13 protein-coding genes and 3 tRNA genes are annotated in these 17,983 nt (G+C 59.6%); 8 read left to right on the top strand and 8 right to left on the bottom strand.

Annotated features, from left to right (window positions below; genetic code table 11):
- The first annotated feature begins 19 nt into the window (after positions 1-19).
- The 3 genes from ACRESD_RS09645 to ACRESD_RS09635 all read left to right on the top strand — a co-directional run bounded on the left by ACRESD_RS09645 (position 20) and on the right by ACRESD_RS09635 (position 354).
- Positions 20-95: transfer RNA gene (locus ACRESD_RS09645), tRNA-Gly, on the top strand.
- Positions 96-199: 104 nt separating this feature from the next.
- Positions 200-275 (top strand) — tRNA-Glu (locus tag ACRESD_RS09640).
- A 3-nt stretch (positions 276-278) separates the two neighbouring features.
- A tRNA-Gly gene (locus ACRESD_RS09635) sits at positions 279-354 on the top strand.
- Positions 355-405: 51 nt separating this feature from the next.
- Here the strand turns inward: ACRESD_RS09635 and ACRESD_RS09630 are convergent.
- Positions 406-1,227: a response regulator transcription factor gene (locus ACRESD_RS09630; RefSeq protein WP_431750706.1), complete on the bottom strand. Its 822-nt coding sequence runs from the start codon at positions 1,225-1,227 to the stop codon at positions 406-408.
- Between the two features lie 138 nt (positions 1,228-1,365).
- Here ACRESD_RS09630 and ACRESD_RS09625 point away from each other — a divergent pair, with 138 nt between their 5' ends.
- Together ACRESD_RS09625 and ACRESD_RS09620 are read left to right on the top strand one after the other, a co-directional pair.
- The gene (locus ACRESD_RS09625; RefSeq protein ID WP_431750705.1) at positions 1,366-2,469 is read left to right on the top strand and encodes a polyamine ABC transporter substrate-binding protein; all 1,104 of its coding nucleotides are present in this window, start codon (positions 1,366-1,368) and stop codon (positions 2,467-2,469) included.
- 54 nt (positions 2,470-2,523) lie between these two features.
- Complete coding sequence (locus ACRESD_RS09620; protein WP_431750704.1) at positions 2,524-2,775, top strand: hypothetical protein; 252 nt, start codon at positions 2,524-2,526, stop codon at positions 2,773-2,775.
- A gap of 37 nt (positions 2,776-2,812) precedes the next feature.
- Here the strand turns inward: ACRESD_RS09620 and ACRESD_RS09615 are convergent, their stop codons facing one another.
- Entirely contained in the window at positions 2,813-4,294 is a 1,482-nt protein-coding gene (locus ACRESD_RS09615) for a PLP-dependent aminotransferase family protein (protein WP_431750703.1), read from the bottom strand.
- Positions 4,295-4,371: 77 nt separating this feature from the next.
- On the opposite strand from ACRESD_RS09615, the gene ACRESD_RS09610 reads away from it, so the two are divergent.
- Positions 4,372-6,027: a M24 family metallopeptidase gene (locus ACRESD_RS09610; protein ID WP_431750702.1), complete on the top strand. Its 1,656-nt coding sequence runs from the start codon at positions 4,372-4,374 to the stop codon at positions 6,025-6,027.
- Positions 6,028-6,056: 29 nt separating this feature from the next.
- Here ACRESD_RS09610 and ACRESD_RS09605 read toward each other — a convergent pair whose 3' ends face one another.
- Positions 6,057-7,796, bottom strand: a complete 1,740-nt coding sequence (locus ACRESD_RS09605) for a dipeptidase (protein WP_431750701.1) — start codon at positions 7,794-7,796, stop codon at positions 6,057-6,059.
- A 359-nt stretch (positions 7,797-8,155) separates the two neighbouring features.
- Here ACRESD_RS09605 and pcaC point away from each other — a divergent pair, with 359 nt between their 5' ends.
- Positions 8,156-8,551 (top strand): 4-carboxymuconolactone decarboxylase, encoded by a 396-nt coding sequence (pcaC, locus tag ACRESD_RS09600; protein WP_431750700.1) that lies wholly within the window; start codon positions 8,156-8,158, stop codon positions 8,549-8,551.
- Positions 8,552-8,668: 117 nt separating this feature from the next.
- Here the strand turns inward: pcaC and ACRESD_RS09595 are convergent, their stop codons facing one another.
- The 5 genes from ACRESD_RS09595 to ACRESD_RS09575 form a co-directional block, all read right to left on the bottom strand.
- On the bottom strand, positions 8,669-9,568 hold the full coding sequence (locus ACRESD_RS09595) for a polysaccharide deacetylase family protein (RefSeq protein WP_431750699.1): 900 nt from the start codon (positions 9,566-9,568) through the stop codon (positions 8,669-8,671).
- 83 nt (positions 9,569-9,651) lie between these two features.
- A complete protein-coding gene (locus ACRESD_RS09590; protein WP_431750698.1) occupies positions 9,652-10,902 on the bottom strand; it encodes an OprD family porin in 1,251 nt (416 codons plus the stop codon).
- 172 nt (positions 10,903-11,074) lie between these two features.
- Positions 11,075-12,532 (bottom strand): AdeC/AdeK/OprM family multidrug efflux complex outer membrane factor, encoded by a 1,458-nt coding sequence (gene adeC / locus ACRESD_RS09585; protein WP_431750697.1) that lies wholly within the window; start codon positions 12,530-12,532, stop codon positions 11,075-11,077.
- On the bottom strand, positions 12,529-15,690 hold the full coding sequence (locus ACRESD_RS09580) for an efflux RND transporter permease subunit (protein ID WP_431750696.1): 3,162 nt from the start codon (positions 15,688-15,690) through the stop codon (positions 12,529-12,531). The genes adeC and ACRESD_RS09580 overlap by 4 nt, the downstream gene beginning before the upstream one ends.
- Before the next feature lie 3 nt (positions 15,691-15,693).
- Positions 15,694-16,842, bottom strand: coding sequence for an efflux RND transporter periplasmic adaptor subunit (locus tag ACRESD_RS09575; protein WP_431750695.1), 1,149 nt, complete (start codon positions 16,840-16,842; stop codon positions 15,694-15,696).
- A 286-nt stretch (positions 16,843-17,128) separates the two neighbouring features.
- Between ACRESD_RS09575 and ACRESD_RS09570 the strand changes: the two genes are divergently transcribed.
- Positions 17,129-17,761, top strand: a complete 633-nt coding sequence (locus ACRESD_RS09570; RefSeq protein WP_431750694.1) for a TetR family transcriptional regulator — start codon at positions 17,129-17,131, stop codon at positions 17,759-17,761.
- Positions 17,762-17,983: the final 222 nt, after the last annotated feature.

Here is a 17,983-nt window from a genome sequence, read left to right as displayed (position 1 = left end):
CCCTAGGGGACGCCAATATGCGGGAATAGCTCAGTTGGTAGAGCACGACCTTGCCAAGGTCGGGGTCGCGAGTTCGAGTCTCGTTTCCCGCTCCAAGTTTAAGCAGTGTGGCTCTCGGGCGGCACTGAGTGAAACCAGGGCATGATCTTCGGATTTAACCTCTGGGCACTGAAATACACACCATGTGTTTCAGTAGCGTGTCCCCTTCGTCTAGTGGCCTAGGACACCGCCCTTTCACGGCGGTAACAGGGGTTCGAGTCCCCTAGGGGACGCCATTTGCGGGAATAGCTCAGTTGGTAGAGCACGACCTTGCCAAGGTCGGGGTCGCGAGTTCGAGTCTCGTTTCCCGCTCCATATTCAACAAAAACGCCGATCAGAGATGATCGGCGTTTTTGTTTGTGCGTTTTATTGCTCGGCAACCGCAAGTTGCAGGCTTGAGTTCGTCGTGTGGGGCTCCGGCTTTGGCATGAAGAATCGCGCGAAGAGCTCGGATTGGGATTTGATGTTCAACTTGTTGTAGAGGTTACGCCGGTGCACCTTGATGGTTTCGGCCGACAGCGACAGTTTCCCGGCGATCTCCTTGTTGGAGAAACCACTGAGCAGCAACGTGAGCACGTCCTTTTCCCGTGTTGTGATTTGTGTCCCCAGTTGAATAATCGCTTCTGACCAGGGAGGCGATTCACTGAGGTTTTTTTCGACCTCATTCTCAAAACACATGCGTTGATGCATCAAGGCCGTCACCCAGGGCTTGATGATATCCAGCGTGGTGATTTGCTCCGGTCCAAATCGGACCTGACTGCCCAATGAAATACAGAGTGTCCTGCCCGCATCCAGTTGGACGTTGTACTGCACCTCATCCACGGAAATGTACTGTTCGAAATAGCGCTGGTAGTACTCGGTGGTCAGAAAATGCTCTGGCGCAATGTCGGACAAATGGAAAAAGCCGCTCTGCGGGTTTTCACGGTTGGCGATGTAAAACGGGTCTAGCAGGAACAGGCCCTTTACATAATGTTGTGTCAGGGCGTCGACCTCTTCCGCATCGGCCACCTCGGGCACACTGATGACCTGGACGTGTTGGTCGCCGAATACCAGTACAACCCAATTATCGACTTGCACGTATTCATTCAATACGCGCACCAGCGAACTCCAGAACGCCGGACGATTGAGTTGCATGATCAGCTTCCCAGCCGACCGGTGCCAGGCCAGGTTGTGAAGGTCGAGTGACATGGTCTACCCCTTTAGGGTTAGGGACTCGTGGGTCGGCGCTAAGTATTTGTAGGTATTTACTAATCGAAGGTGCCGGGTATATTCACCCTCCAGCGGATAAAGGCCATGAGGGCCTGTCGTTTTGACAAGGATGGTTAAATGAGTCAATCACATTTGCGCGCCATGTTTCTGGCCTCGCTGGTCTGCATGGGGGCAAACCTGCCGGCGGCAGCGGCTGGGGCACAGGTGAACCTGTACAACTGGTTCGGGTTGATCGCACCGCAAACGCCGAAGGAATTCGAGCAGAAGACCGGCACCAAGATGCACCTGGATGCCTTCGACAGCGCCGAGATCATGCAGAGCAAGGTCATGGCCGGTCGCACCGGGTATGACGTCGTCGTCGCCACCTCCAATGTCTTGCCAAGCCTGATCCAGGCGGGCGTCCTGGCGCCGCTGGATCGCAGCCAATTGAGCAACTATGCCCATATCGATCCGGACATGCTGGCGCTGCTGGCGACCAATGACCCCGGTAATAAGTACGCCGTGCCTTATTTATGGGGCACCACCGGCATCGGTTACGACGTCGATAAAGTCAAGGCAGCCTTGGGTGACAACGCCCCGGTGGACAGCTGGGATCTGATCTTCAAAGAAGAAAACATCAGCAAGCTGAAGTCGTGTGGCGTGGCGATGATGGACTCGCCCAGCGAAATCATCTCCATCGCTTTGCATTACCTCGGTCTGCCGAGCAACAGCCAGAACCCTGAGGATTACCAGAAGGCCCAGGCGCTGCTGCTGAAAATCCGCCCTTACATTCTTTACTTCGACTCATCCAGAACCGATGCCGACTTTGCCGATGGCAATATTTGTGTGGTGGTGAGTTGGGCGAGCGGGGCGCTGACGGCCAAGGCCATCAATGAGAAAAACAACACCGGCCGCAAGATTGCCTACAGCCTGCCGCGTGAGGGTGGGCTGGTGTGGTCGGAAAACTTTGTGCTGCTCAAGGACGCACCCCACGCCAAGCAAGGGGTGGCGTTCATCAACTACATGCTTGAGCCCGACGTGATTGCCAAAAGCTCAAACCACACGCTGTACCCGAACGCCAACAAGGATGCCACTCACCTTGTGGAGCAGAAACTGCGTGACGACCCTTGGATTTATCCTTCCAAAGAGACCATCGCCACGCTGGTTCCCCTTGAGCCGCTGCCGTTGAAGCTGGAGCGAATTCGCACGCGTGTGTGGACCAAAGTGAAGAGCGGTACGTGATTGGGTGACTGACCAAGGGGCTTTGCACAGAAGTCCCGGAGAGGGAGATGAATCATGGGCCAACGTGATTACCCGTACGACGTGAAATCGGATGATGACAACGCGTACAAGGAAATTGAAGAGCAGATCGGCCACTGCACGCCTGAGCAAGCCTGGGCCATGTATTACGTCTCGACCGGCATGGTACGTGAGTACATAACCCGGGCGGTGATGGAACACATTGGCCGGGGCAACCGGGCGTTGCTGCTTGAGTTTCCCGAATTGGCCCGGGTGGAAAAGAAGTCGCGTTTCCTGCTCCCTCTCTGACAAAACCGCCGATCACTGATGATCGGCGTGTGTGTGCTCACCGCGTGTTCAAAGCCCGCGCCAGGCGCAGCGTGGCTTGACGGATCTCATCCCGATCAAGCGAGGCAAAGCCCAGGCGCAGGGCATTTTCCGGTAGGTTCATCGGCGAAAACTGACGTGCACTGCGCACCACGACGCCCTGGCCTTGGGCCGCTTTTACCAACTGATCAACGTCTGTTTCATCCTGGAAGCGCACCCAGAGTGCCAGGCCGCCTTCGGGCTCACGTACCTGAATACGCTCGCCGAATGCCTCCTGTAGACAGCTCTGCAATACCTCTCGGCGCGCCGCGTATTCTTTCGAAACGCGGCGCAGGTGTTTCTTCAATTCGCCATGGTTGATCAGGTCCGCCAGCATCTTCTGCGCGACCGCGTCGCTATCTCCTACCACCAGGGCCGCGCTCCTCTGTAGCACCTCGATCACGCTGGCGGGGGCGACGACATAGCTGCATCGGAAGGTTGCGCCCAGCGCCTTGGATAGCGAGCCGATATAGATCACATGGCGTTGCGCGTTATCACTGGCCAACGGCAAGTACGGCCGTCCGTTGAAGTGGTATTCGTGGTCGTAGTCTTCTTCGATCACGCAGAAATTGTGCAGCGCCGCCAATGCCAATAGATGCTGTCGGCGTGCCGCATGCAGGCTCACGGTGGTGGGGAACTGATGGTGTGGTGTGAGATAAATCATCCTCACGTTGTGCGTGTGGCATAACCGCTCGATATGGTCCGTTCGACAGCCTTCGTCGTCCATATCGACCATGACCAGTTGCGCACCGAGCTTGCGGAAGATCTCCCACGCCGGTGGGTAGCTCAGGCGTTCTACCAGCACCACATCACCCGGTTGGATCAGCAGGCTGGCGGTCAGGAACAGCGACACCTGGGTGCCTGGGGTCAGGCAGATATTCTCGGCACTGACGGCCAGCCCACGGTTGTTGCGCAGCATCTCCGCCAGCGCGCAACGCAATTCATAGCCGGTGCCTTCGCTGCCATAACGTACGGAGTTGGATGCAAAGCTGTTGCGCAGGGCGTTGCGGTAGTAGCGATGCAATACGGCCTGGGGCAGCAAGCGGTGGTCGCAGGCGCCGTTATCGAAAAACAGAGCGTCATGCCGATGTTGCAGGGCGATCACTTGGGCATTCTGGGCGAAGTACGGAACGCTCGCTTGCTCCAGCAATGGCGGGGCAAAAGAATGTTGTGCGCCGCGAGGCGTTGGCGTGGACGCCAGTTGCGCATTGACGAACGTCCCGCGTCGCGGCTCGCTGATCAGCCAGCCTTTGGTCAAGGCTTCTTCGTAGGCCAGGATGACCGTCTTGCGGTTGACGTCAAGCAACTGCGCCATTTCCCGTGTGCCCGGTAACAGTGTGCCGGGCGGCAGGCGCCCCTCGACGATCGCGGCCACCAGGCCCTCGGCAATTTTGCGATAGGAGGCTTGGCGGGTACTTTCATCCAGCTTGAGCAGTGGACGCCATTTACGCATCTGGACCATCTGAAGTATCCAAAACTGGAGGTTTTAATGGGCCTAGTCTAGCGCAACAATCAAGCCTCACTCACCCCGAGGTCTTTATGAATACACGCCATGTCATCGAACTGTCCCCCTCGGGGAAAACCTTTGAAGCCGGTGACGAACTGTTGCTGGACGCGATGCTCGCCAGCGGCCTGTCCGTGCCGTTCTCGTGTCGGCGCGGAGCGTGTGGTTCCTGCAAGGTCGTCGTCGCTGAGGGGCACTACCGGGCCAAGCAGCTGGCGCCGGGCGCTCCCGCGCCATGCTATCCCCTGGCGGCCAATGAAATGCTGCTGTGCCAGAGCCATGCCGACACTGATATGCGCCTGGAAATTCCCGGCTGGTCGCTGGACACGCCCGCGCTGGTTGTCGAAGCGACGGTGCTGAGCAAGCGTGCACTAAGCCCCGACATCATTGAGTTGGTCCTGATGCCGGATATGTCGTTGGCGGTGCGGGCGGGGCAGTACCTCAAGTTCCGTCTGGTCGACGGTGACTCGCGCTGCTTCTCGATCGCCAACCTGCCGGCCGAAGGCGATGGACGCCTAGTGTTTCAGATTCGCCGGGTGAGCGGCGGGTTGTTTTCCGAGGCCCTTCTGGGCGCTCTTGAGGCCGGCGATCTGTTGCAACTGGAAGGGCCTTTTGGTGCCTGCACCTGGCAGGACGATGACGCTGCACCTGTGGTCCTGTTCGCCACGGGCACCGGCTACGCGGGTATCAAGCCGATCCTGCTGACCGCCTTGAAGCGCGAGGTCGAGGTGACGTTTTACTGGGGCGGTGCGCAGGCGGCAGATTTCTACGACCGCGCATTCCTCGATCAATCGGTCATCGACCATCCGCGTTTTCACTGGCATCCGGTACTGGCATCCGAGGGCAGGGTGCAGGAGGTTGCGCTGGGCCACGGGCACCCCTGGGAAGCGGCTCAGGTGTATGCGTGCGGTAACGGCGCCATGATCAGCCAAACGCGTGCAGAGTGTCTGGAGGCGGGCTTGCCGAGCCATCGTTTTGTCGCGGAAGCCTTTGTGCCCAGTGGCCAGTCGAGCGCCAATACGTTGCTCAGTACACTGGATGAAACCTGGGAAAAAGTCGGGCCGCGTTATTCCCTTGACGGCATGCTCGCAGCGCGTGAGAAAAGCGTACGTGCGCTGGCGGCCATCGCCAGCCAATTGAAAGTCGGCATGACCACCGGCGCCGCCTTGGAAATGGCCGCCGACCAGTTGCAGGCCATGGGTGCGTCTCATACCTGGCACCCCACCTACATCCGTTTTGGCGACGACACGGTGCGTCCGTCCCGCGAAGGCATCGACCCATGGCGCACACTGCGCCCCAGCGACATCGTGGTAGTGGATCTTGGCCCGGTGTGGGACGGCTACGAGGGCGACTATGGCGATACCTTCATCTTCGGTGAGGCGCCGTTGCATCTGGAGTGCAGGAGGGTGTTGCACGAAGTCTTCGATGAAACCCGCGAAGCATGGCTGCGGGGCATGACCGGCTGCGAGCTTTATGACTTTGCCGAAGCGCGCGCCGTGGCCAAGGGCTGGCGGCTGTCACGCAATCTGGCAGGCCACCGTATTGCGGACTTCCCCCATGCGTTGTTCGGGAACAAGGAGCTCGCGGACTTGGAGATCACGCCCAGCGAGATGGTGTGGGTATTGGAGATCCAGCTGTGTCATCCCACCCTGCCGATCGGTGGGTTCTTCGAAGATATTCTGATGCATTGAGCCCGCCATTGCGGCGGGCTCAATGGGCCTTAGAGCTTTGGCAACTGCCCGACGCGGCCCATCATCTCGGTGACGATTTGCAGGTCGAGCAGGAACTGGTCGACCGTCTTGAACTCACCGTCGGTGTGACCGGTGTACTTGACTTCCGGGCGCGCCAAGCCGAACTGCACGCCATTAGGCAATTCATGCACGGAGGTGGCGCCGGCCGAGGTGCCGAACTTGTGCTCCATGCCCAGGTTCTCGCTGGCCACGGCCAACAAGGCTTTGACCCATTCGCCTTCCGGGTTGCGGTACATCGGCGCGGCGACTGAGTAGGTGAAGCTCACCTTGACCTTGGATTGCTTGTCCCAGGCGCTGAGTTTTTCCGCGATTTCGGCCTTGAGCACGTCCGGGGTTTTACCCTTGGGCACTCGCAGGTTCACCGCCAGTTTGAAGGCTTTGGCATCCAGGCCGACAAAGGTCAGCGAGGTGGTCAGCGGCCCCATGAAGGCATCGGAGAAGCCCACGCCCAGCTTGCCGCCCAGGTAATCCAGACCCCAGTTGTCGGCGGCATAGCGTGCGGCGTCGGTGATATGGTTGTGCTTGAGGGCGATCTTGCCGTCGAGGCTGTTGATCAGCACCAACATGCGCGCCACCGGGTTGACGCCGGACTCCGGTTCCGACGAATGCGCGGACACGCCAGTGACCGTCAGCTTGACCTCTTTGCCGACCACCTTGGCCACCACCTGGAAGTCGCCGCCATTTTGTTTGGCGTATTCGGCACCGGCTTTTTCCAGGCTGGCGGCCAGTTCAGCGGGCTTGTCGCTGACCAGCGTGGCGACGGACACCGAAGGAATCTGGTTGGTGGCCATGCCGCCGGTCATCGAAATGATTTCAGCGCCTTTGCCTTCACCTTTGCGCACCGGGAAGGTGGCCATCACGGTGCCGTAGCCTTTCTCGGCAATCACCACCGGGTAGCCGCCATCCAGCGCCAGGTTGTATTGCGGAACCGGGTTGTGTTCGAAGTAGTACGGGATCGCATCGCCGGAGGTTTCTTCAGTCGTGTCTACCAGCAACTTGAAGTTGCGCGCCAGCGGCAGCTTTTCTTCCTTGATCACTTTCATGGCGTACATGGCCACGACGATGCCGTTCTTGTCATCCTCGGTGCCACGTCCATACATGCGGTCGCCGATCAGCGTGACTTTGAACGGGTCGAGTTTGGTGCCGTCCTTGAGCACCCAGTTTTCCGGAGTCACCGGTACCACGTCGGCGTGGGCGTGGATGCCGACGACTTCATCGCCGCTGCCTTCCAGGGAAATTTCGTACACGCGGTTGTCGACGTTACGGAAGTTCAGGTTGAACGATTTGGCTAGGCTCTGGATCTTGTCGGCGATCTTGAGAAACTCCGGGTTTTTGTACTGCGGCAGGCCGTCCACATTGAACGTCGGGATTTCCACCAGCTCGCGCAGGGTTTCGAGAGCGGCTTTGCCGTATTTCACCCGCGTGTAAATGCCGAGCAGGCGATTGATTTCGTTCTGCTGGTCGGCGTTCAGGGTTTTGTTGGCCAAAAAGGCCTCAATGGCCGGGCCGACGTCATCGGTTTTCGCCAGATCGCCTTTGGCCAGGGTAGTGAGGAAACTACGGAAATCGGTGACCGATGTTTCGCTGAAATGTTTGATGATCGTTGCGCTTTGTTCTGCACTGATGTTGGCGAAAGCGGGTGTGGCGACTGCCGAGAGGCTGGCCGCGAACAGGGTGGCGGCTACCAGTTTTTTGAGTGGAAAGTGCATTGTTAGAGGCATTCCTTTGCAGATAGTGAGTAAGAGGTTTCTGATCAATAAGTCAGAAACATTTCTACACACTACCATCACCACGGTTGCTGTAGGGAGGCCTTGGTGTGGGAAATATCGTACGCAGGTGTCAGGGCAATAAAGATTCACATGTGGGAGGAGGCTTGCCAGTCAGTTAAGCGGTGGGGTGACGAGCGCAGTATCTGTAGTGAGCGGGCTTGCCCCGCGCTGGGGGGGCGAAGCCGCCCCAAATCCAGGCACTTCGGTCTTTCTGAAACCCCGCGGTGTCCTTGTTGGGTCGGCTGCGCCCCCCCAGCGCGGGGCAAGCCCGCTCACTACACGTTGTTGAGGAGTATTTTGTGGACGAGAAACAACGTTACGCTGACGGCCTGCAAGTGCGTCGCGAGGTGCTGGGCGATGCTCATGTCGATCGCAGCCTTAATGCCTTGACCGAGTTCAACAGCGAGTTCCAGGAAATGATCACCCGCCACGCCTGGGGTGACATCTGGACCCGTCCCGGCTTGCCGCGGCACACCCGCAGCCTGATCACCATCGCTATGTTGATCGGTATGAATCGCAGTGAAGAACTCAAACTGCACCTGCGCGCCGCCGCCAGTAACGGCGTGACGCGTGCCGAGATCAAGGAGGTGCTGATGCAGAGCGCGATCTACTGTGGGATTCCGGCGGCGAATGCGACGTTTCACTTGGCCGAGTCAGTGTGGGATGAATTGGGGATCGAGTCGCGCCAAGACTGAAATACGCTCAAAAATGTGGGAGGGGGCTTGCTCCCGATGGCAGTGTGTCAGTCAAAGATCTATCAACTGACACTCCCTCATCGGGGGCAAGCCCCCTCCCACATTGGTTTCGGCGTGTCAGTGGGAATCCGCGTCCCATACCCAGTTCCACACGCCCGGTAAATGCACCACTTCGTTCATGTCCTTGACCGTCCGCGCCAGCGCTGCGCGTTCCAGGGTGGCGTGGTCGGTGTAGAACGGCTCGGCGGCGATCTTCATGCCGTTGATGCGGGCGCTGTCCATCAGGATCTGTAGATACTCCTGCATGTGCCGCGCGGTGTAGCGGTTGATATCGTGGAAGGTCACCACCACCGGGATCACACCGTCCACTGTCGGCAACGCTCCCTGGGCAATGCGTTCGCGCACCACCGACAGTTGCCGGTACAGATTGGCGCGGCGACGCGGGCTGCCATTGAAACCCCAGATCTTGCCGTCATTGGCACTCAGGTCCGTCAGCAATACGTGCAGGCCGTGGCGTTGATAGGCGGCAAAAGTGCGCTTGTCGTAGTTCCAGAAAGGCGGGCGCACCAGGGTGGGCTGGGCGCCGGTGATCGCGGCAATATGGGCGGCGCCTTGGGTGAGGGTGCTTTCCAGCTCGACGTCATTCAGCCAGCGGTGGTTGGTGTGGAACGCGGTGGCCGTGTGGAACGCCAAGACGTGCCCAGCCGCGTATTCACGCTCCATGGTCTTGTGTCCTCGCGGGCTGCCACCGGAGCGCGACGCTTCGGTCTGCAGGAAGAACACTGCCTTGATGCCTGGCAGCACCGGGTTGTTTGCCAGGTCTGCGATCACTGAGCGGCTCGGGTTGTTGTAGCCCGAGGCGCTAGGGCCGTCATCGAAAGTCAGCAGAAACCGGATCGGCGTCTGGGCCTGCAAACGCTGTGCGGTCTGTGGCGTCAGGGGAATAGGTGCGCTGATGCAACCGCCAAGGCTCAAGGCCAAGGCTAGCAGGGCGGTCGCTAAGATGAAGGATTTCATGGTGTACGCAGGCCCGAATAAAGGCCGCTGCTGGGTCGGTCAGCAGCGGCAGGCGCGCACCATACAGCAAGTGAAGCGCCGGTTTACAGCAGACTGATTGGGTAACTGACGATCAACCGGTTTTCATCGAACTCATTGTTACTGTAGTCGCGGCGTATCGTGGAGTTGCGCCAGCGGACGTTGAGGTCACGGAATGTGCCGCTTTGCACGGTGTAACCTACTTCGCTCTCGCGCCCCCATTCCTTGCCGTCGGTGATCGTACCGGTGTGTACGTTGCTGCCGCTGATGTAGCGGTTCATCAGGGTCAGGCCGGGAATGCCGAGGGCGGCGAAATTGTAATCGTGGCGCACTTGCCAGGATTTTTCCTGGGCGTTGTCGTAGCTGGAGTTGTAGCTGTCGTTGGCCAGGGTGCCGCCGCTGGTGCCGTTGACGCGCATCCAGGCGCTGTTGCCAGTGAGCTTTTGCAGGCCGACATAGAACGTGTTGCCGCCGTAGCGGGCGGAGAACAGGCCGGACCAGGTCTTGTTGTCCAGGCTGCCGGCGCGGGCGCTGCCGTCGTCCTTGCCATAGAAGAAACCGAGGTTGGCGCCCAGGGTCCAGTCGCCTACGGGCTGGCTGTGGATCAGGTTGACGAACTGTTGGCGGTAGATGTCCTTGAGCTGGGCATTCCACAGGCCGATCTGGGTGTGTTTGTCGTTGAACGCGTACTCGCCGCCCTGGAAGTTGAAGCGGTCGGAGGTGAAGGCGGTTTTACCGAACATCGACATGTCCGTCATGCTGCTGTCGTCACGCGGGCTGTTGGCGCGAAATTGGCCGCCATACAAAGTCAGGCCGTCGATTTCTTTCGACGTAATCTGCCCACCGCGCAGGGTTTGCGGCAGCGAGCGACCATCGTCGGCACGCAGGATTGGCAGCACTGGCATCCATTCGCCGACCTTCAGTTCAGTCTTCGAAATGCGCGCTTTGAACGCGACTCCCAGGCGCCCGAAGTTATCCGCCGGGCGCCCATCGTGGTCCAGTGGCAGCAGTTGGGTGCCACCGGTACCGCGTCCGCCATCGAGTTTTTGCGAATACAAGCCCAGCACATCCAATCCAAAGCCCACCGTGCCTTGGGTGAAGCCGGATTTGGCGTCGAGGATGAAACTCTGCGTCCATTCCTGCGCGCCACCCTGGGCTTTGGTCGGGTTGGTGTAATTACGGTTGAAGAAGAAGTTGCGCAGGTTGAGGTTGGCGCTGGCGTCTTCGAGAAAGCCGTGTTCTTCGGCGACGACGGGTAAGGCAAGACTGGCAACAGCGGTGGCCAGCAGCAGCTGGCGCGGGTGGAGAGTGCTCATGGTGTCGGACCTGTTGTTATTGGGGTTATGCAGGTGCGGGCCATGGTGCTTGGCGGTATGGGCGTGATGAAAGTAGGGGAGAGCGGGTTGTGGGCGATGATCGAACGCAAGTTGACGGGCCACAAAAAGCACAAAGCCCACCAAGAGGTGGGCTTCGTTCACACAGGCGTTATCAGAACAACTTCAGTGCCGGTGCTTCTTCTTTCAGCGGCTCGTTCTTCGCGGTCTGCTCGCTCCAGCCACCACCGAGGGCCTTGTACAGGTTGACCTCGCTGGTCAGCTGCGCCAGGCGGTCGGTGATCAGCGATTGCTGGGCACTGAACAGTTGGCGCTGGGCATCGAGGAACGTCAGGTTGCTGTCGACACCAATGCGGTAGCGACGCTCGGCCAGGCGGTAGTAGTCCTGGTTGGCCGCGACGAAGCCACGCTGGGCATCCAGCTGCTGCTTGTAGGTCGCACGCGAGGCGAGGCCATCGGAGACTTCCTGGAAGCCGGTCTGGATAGCCTTCTCGTAGTTGGCCACGTTGATCTCTTTCTGGATCTTCGAGTAGTCCAGGCTTGCGCGCAGGCTACCGGCGTTGAAGATCGGGAGATTGATTTGCGGGGCGAACGACCAGGTGCCCGAGCCGCCTTTGAACAGGCCGCCCAGGGTCGGGCTGGCGGTACCGGCACTGGCTGTCAGGCTGATGCTGGGGAAGAACGCTGCACGGGCCGCGCCGATATTGGCGTTGGCAGCCTTGAGGTTGTACTCCGCCTGCACGATGTCGGGACGACGTTGCAGCAGGTCCGACGGCAAGCCGGCCGGTACTTCGCTGAGCAGGTCATCCGACAGTGGCTTGCTGGCGAGATTCGCCGGCAGGCCGGTGCCCAGCAGCAGGGTCAGGCTGTTTTCGTCCTGGGCCACCTGGCGGGTATAGCGAGCCAGTTGCACACGGGCGTTTTCCACCGAGGTGCGCGATTGGCTGAGGTCGAGGGCCGAGGCCACGCCGACTTCGTTGCTGCGCGAGGTCAGCTTATAGCTCTGCTCGAACGCGCCCAGGGTGTCCTGGGTCAGCTTGAGCAGTTCCTTGTCGGCCTGCCAGGTCAGGTAGGCGTTGGCCACGCTGGCCACCAGGCTGATCTGGGTGCTGCGTCGGGCTTCTTCAGTGGCGAAGTACTTCTGCAGCGCTTCTTCGCTCAGGCTGCGTACGCGACCGAACAGGTCCAGCTCATATGAGCTGATCCCGAGGCCTGCCGAGTACTGGCTGGCGATAGTCGATTCGCCTGTGCTCGACAGTTTGGCCGGGGTACGCGAGCGGCTGCCGCTGCCCGTGGCCGAAACAGCCGGGAACAGGTCGGCTCGCTGGATCTGGTACTGCGCGGCATACGCGTCGATGTTCAGGGCCGCGACACGCAGGTCGCGGTTGTTCACCAGTGCGGTCTGGATCAACTGTTGCAGGGCCGGGTCATGGAAAAACTGCTTCCAGCCTTGCTCGGCAGCAGCCTGGCTCGGCGCCTGGGCCGACGAATACGCCGGCCCCTGCGGGAACTGAGCTGCTACCGGCGCCTCGGGGCGCTGGTAGTCAGGTATCAAGGAGCAGCCACTGAGCACGAATGCCGTGACGGCTAGGGAAAGTAGCGACTTGCTCATTGGCCAGCCTCTTTAGGAGTTTCAGTAGTCACCGGTTTCTTGCGTTCACCGGCGGAGGACACGGTTGCGTAGAACAGTGGCACCCAGAAGATCGCCAGGACAGTGGCCGTGATCATACCGCCGATTACGCCGGTACCGATCGCGTGCTGGCTGCCTGAACCTGCGCCGGTGGAGATCGCCAGCGGCAGTACGCCGAGCATGAACGCCATGGACGTCATGATGATCGGACGCAGACGCATGCGGGACGCTTCGATGGCCGCCTCGACGATGCCTTTGCCTTGCTCGTGGAGTTCTTTGGCGAACTCCACGATCAGGATGGCGTTCTTCGCTGCCAGGCCCACCGTTACCAGCAAGCCCACCTGGAAGAACACGTCGTTGGACAGGCCGCGCAAGCTCGTGGCGATCAGAGCACCGATCACACCCAGCGGTACCACCAGAATCACTGCGATCGGGATCGACCAGCTTTCGTACAGTGCCGCGAGGCACAAGAACACCACCAGCAGCGACAGGGCGTACAGCGCAGGCGCCTGGGAGCCGGACAGACGTTCTTCGTACGACAGGCCGGTCCACGAGTAGCCGATACCGGCCGGCAGATCCTTGGCAATACGCTCGACTTCCGCCATGGCGTCACCGGTACTGTAACCCGGTGCCGGGGTACCGAGGATTTCCATCGCCGCTACACCGTTATAACGCGAGAGCTTCGGCGAACCGTAGATCCACTTGCCCGAGGAGATGGCCGACAGGGGCACCATCTTGCCGGAGGTGCTGCGTACGTACCATTTGTCCAGGTCTTCCGGCGACATGCGGCTGGCCGCGTCACCCTGCACGTACACCTTCTTCACACGACCACGGTCGATGAAGTCGTTGACGTAGCTGCCACCCAAGGCAATCGCCAGGGTCTGCTGGATCTCGGACAGGCTGATGCCTTGGGCGCTGGCTTTTTCGTCGTCGACGGTCAGCTCGTACTGCGGCTCATCGTTCACGCCGTTGGGGCGTACGCCCGCCAGGATCTTGCTTTGTGCCGCCGCACCCAGGAACTGGTTACGGGCAGCCATCAGTTTTTCGTGGCCGACGCCACCCTGGTCTTGCAGAAACACGTCGAAGCCGGTCGCGTTACCCAGTTCCAGAACCGAAGGCGGAACGATGGCGAAAACCATGGCGTCCTTGAAGGCCCCGAAGAAGTAACCCTGGGCACGCTTGGCCACTTCGAACACCGACTGCGAAGCATCACGCTCGCCCCACGGCTTGAGCATCACGAATGCAAGGCCCGAGCTCTGGCCACGACCCGCGAAGTTGAAACCGTTCACGGTAAACACCGACTTCACGGCCTTGCCTTCGCCCGGCTCGCCTTCCTTGTCGTTCAGCAGGAAGGCACGCATGTCGTCGATGACTTTTTGCGTACGTTCAGCCGACGAACCTACCGGCGTCTGTACCTGGGCAAAGATCACACCCTGGTCTTCCTCAGGCAGGAACGCGCTTGGAATACGGGTGAACATCCAGATCATGCCGGCCAGGATCAGCGCATACACCAGGAACGCTGGGATCTTGTGCTTGATCATGCCGCCCACGCCGCGCTCGTACTTCTGAACGCCGCTGTCGAAGGTGCGGTTGAACCAGCCGAAGAAACCACGCTTGGGTTGGCCGTGTTTTTCCGGGTCGATTGGCTTGAGCATGGTGGCGCACAAGGCCGGGGTGAAGATCAGGGCAACCAGCACCGACAACGCCATCGCCGAAACAATGGTGATGGAGAACTGCCGGTAGATCACACCCGTGGAACCACCGAAGAACGCCATCGGCAACAGTACCGCCGACAGTACCAGGGCAATACCGACCAGGGCGCCCTGGATCTGGCCCATGGACTTGACCGTCGCCTCTTTCGGCGACAGGTGTTCCTCGGCCATTACCCGCTCGACGTTTTCCACCACGACGATGGCATCGTCCACCAGCAAGCCGATGGCCAGGATCATACCGAACATGGTCAGGGTGTTAATGGTGAAACCGGCTGCTGCGAGGATACCGAAGGTGCCCAGCAATACCACCGGTACGGTCATGGTGGTGATGATGGTGGCGCGGAAGTTCTGCAGGAACAGGAACATCACCAGGAACACCAGCACGATCGCTTCGACCAGGGTGTCGACCACACCGGAGATCGATTCGGTCACCACTGGAGTGGTGTCATACGGCACCACCGCCTTCATGCCTGGCGGGAAGAACGGCTCCAGGGACGCCACGGTAGCGCGGATGGCTTTACCGGTGTCCAGAGCGTTGGCACCGGCCGCCAGCTTGATGGCCATACCGGAAGCGGGCTTGCCGTTGAACTGCGCACTGATGCTGTAGTTCTGGCCGCCCAGCTCGATACGCGCCACGTCGCCGAGGCGCACTTGCGAGCCGTCAGCGTTGACCTTCATCAGGATCTTGGCGAACTCTTCAGCGCTTTGCAGACGCGTCTTGCCGATGATGGTGGCGTTCAACTGAGTGCCGGGCAGGGCAGGCAGGCCACCCAATTGGCCGGTGGCCACTTGGACGTTCTGGGCCGCGATGGCGTTGCTGACATCTACCGGTGTGAGCTGGTAGTTGTTCAGCTTGGCCGGGTCGAGCCAGATACGCATGGCGTACTGCGAACCGAACACCTGGAAGTCACCGACACCGGCGGTCCGCGAAATCGGGTCCTGGATGTTGGAAACGATGTAGTTGGACAGGTCGTCCTTGGTCATGCTGCCGTCTTCCGACACCAGACCAATCACCATCAGGAAGTTCTTCACCGACTTGGTCACGCGGATACCCTGCTGCTGCACTTCTTGCGGCAGCAGTGGGGTCGCCAGGTTCAGCTTGTTCTGCACCTGAACCTGGGCGATGTCCGGGTTGGTACCCTGGTTGAACGTTGCGGTGATGGTCATGCTGCCGTCGGAGTTACTGTCCGAGGCGACATAACGCAGGTTGTCGATACCGTTGAGCTGTTGCTCGATCACCTGTACCACGGTGTCCTGCACGGTTTGTGCGGACGCGCCTGGGTAGGTCACCTGGATGTCGATGGCGGTTGGCGCGATGGCCGGGTATTGGTTGATGGGCAACTTCAGGATAGACAGTGCCCCGACCAGCATGATCACCAGGGCAATTACCCAGGCAAAAATGGGACGGTCGATAAAAAATTTCGACATGAATTACTCCCCTTTACCAGCAGCGGCAGCAGGCGCTGCAGCCGTACCGGCGGGTTTAGCGTTGTCAGCGTCCTTGACCTTGACTTCGATGCCCGGCTTGATGAACTGCAGGCCTTCGGTAATCACGCGGTCACCAGCCTTGAGGCCATCTTCCACCAGCCAATAGGCGCCGGCGGTGCGGTTCGCTACCAAGACGCGCTGCTCGACCTTGTTGTCCGGGGTCACCACCAGTGCCGTCGGGATACCCTTGAGGTCACGGGTCACGCCTTGTTGCGGCGCCAGGATGGCCTGGCTGTTCACGCCGGCTTGCAATTGGGCGTGTACGAACATGCCCGGCAGCAGGGTGTGATCAGGGTTGGGGAACACGGCGCGCAGGGTCACGGAACCGGTGGTCTGGTCAACCGAGACTTCGGAGAACTCCAGCTTGCCGTCCTGGGCGTAGGCAGTGCCGTCTTCCAAGGTCAACTTGACCTTGGCCGCGTTGTCGCCGGCTTTCTGCAGTTGGCCGCTTTCCAGGTCGCGGCGCAGTTTCAGCATTTCAGCCGAGGACTGCGTTACGTCGACGTAGATCGGGTCCAGTTGCTGGATCACGGCCATGGCATCGGCCTGGCCATTGCTGACCAGCGCGCCTTCGGTCACCGAAGAACGGCCGATACGCCCGGAGATCGGCGCAAACACTTTGGTGTAGCGCACGTTGATCTGGGCGGTTTGCACGTTAGCTTCGGCCGTCATGCGGTTGGCCACGGCGGTGTCGTATTCCTGGCGGCTGACGGCTTGCTCATCGACCAACTGCTTGTAGCGGTCGGTGATGGACTTGGTCTGGGTCAGGCTGGCTTGTGCGCTTTTCAGGGTGGCGTCATACACCGACGGGTCGATCTGGTAGAGCTGTTGCCCTTCCTTCACGTCGCCGCCTTCCTTGAACAGGCGCTTGAGAATGATGCCGTTCACCTGAGGCCGGACTTCCGCAATGCGGTAGGCCGTGGTGCGGCCCGGCAGTTCGGTGGTCAGGGTAAAGGCTTGCGGTTGAATGGTGACCACGCCGACCTGAGGGGTTTGAGCGGGCGGAGCCGCTTCTTCCTTTTTACATCCGCTGAGCAGCGATGCCAGGGCGACGGCAGTAACCAGAGCGGTAACAGCTGGCTTAAGTTGCATGAAGATCCTCGGGTCAGGCGCGCAGAATGCGCACAAGCAGTGTGGAAGGGTAAAAAACAAGCTGTGAGTAGATAAGTAGCTTGCTACGCAATATACTTACGTTCATGGTTGTTTGTAAACTCTTGACAGGCTTCGCGGAATGTTGACAAAGCACCGCTGAAAGCCTCGATTCTAGTACGTTCGGCGCCCATGACGGTGTCGTCCCACAATTATTCAGATGATCGTTAACCGCTATTAATTCTGTGTTAACGATAGTCCCCGGTACCCTGATTGAGGTTTTACTGCCATGGTTCGTCGCACCAAAGAGGAAGCTCAGGAAACGCGCAGCCAGATTCTCGAGGCCGCCGAGCAAGCCTTTTATCAGCGCGGCGTTGCGCGGACCACGCTGGCGGATATCGCCACGCTGGCCGGTGTGACGCGCGGCGCCATCTATTGGCATTTCAGCAACAAGTCCGATTTGCTCCAGGCACTGCTGGACACGCTGCACGAGCCCCTGGACGAATTGGCCAGGGCCAGTGAAAGCGAGGATGAAGTCGACCCGCTGGGCTGTATGCGCAAGCTGTTGATTCATCTCTATCATCAAGTGGCCCTGGACCCGAAAACCCGGCGCATCAACGAAATCCTGTTTCATAAGTGCGAGTTCACCGATGAAATGTGTGACATGCGGCGCCAACGCCAGACCCACAGCCTGGAATGCAACCTGCGCATCGGCCTGACATTGCGCAACGCGGTCCATCGCGGGCAACTTCCGGAGAACCTGGACACCACCCGTGGTGCGGTGTGCATCCATGCCTACATCCACGGCTTGATTGGCCAGTGGCTACTGGTGCCCGACAGTTTCCAGTTACACCAGGACGCTGAGCGTTGGGTTGATGTTGGGCTGGACATGCTGCGCCTGAGCCCCAACCTGCGCAATTGAGACAAAATGCGTAATTGCATCTAGTTGTGTCAACAGTAAAGTCTAGAGACAGTCAATCGTCCCTTCGCCTGATCGGTGGGGTGACTTTATATACGGGCTGGCGGGCGGTTGATAGGTAGCCGCCTAAGTATTTTGTAGCGATATTGTTGCAAGGCTGTGAAGGAATGTTTCCTCATGGACTATACAAAGCAAAATGTGGGAGGGGGCTTGCTCCCGATAGCA

This window comes from Pseudomonas sp. (assembly GCF_050739995.1).
Taxonomy (GTDB): Bacteria; Pseudomonadota; Gammaproteobacteria; order Pseudomonadales; family Pseudomonadaceae; genus Aquipseudomonas.
This window is presented reverse-complemented; position numbering and strand designations above follow the sequence as displayed.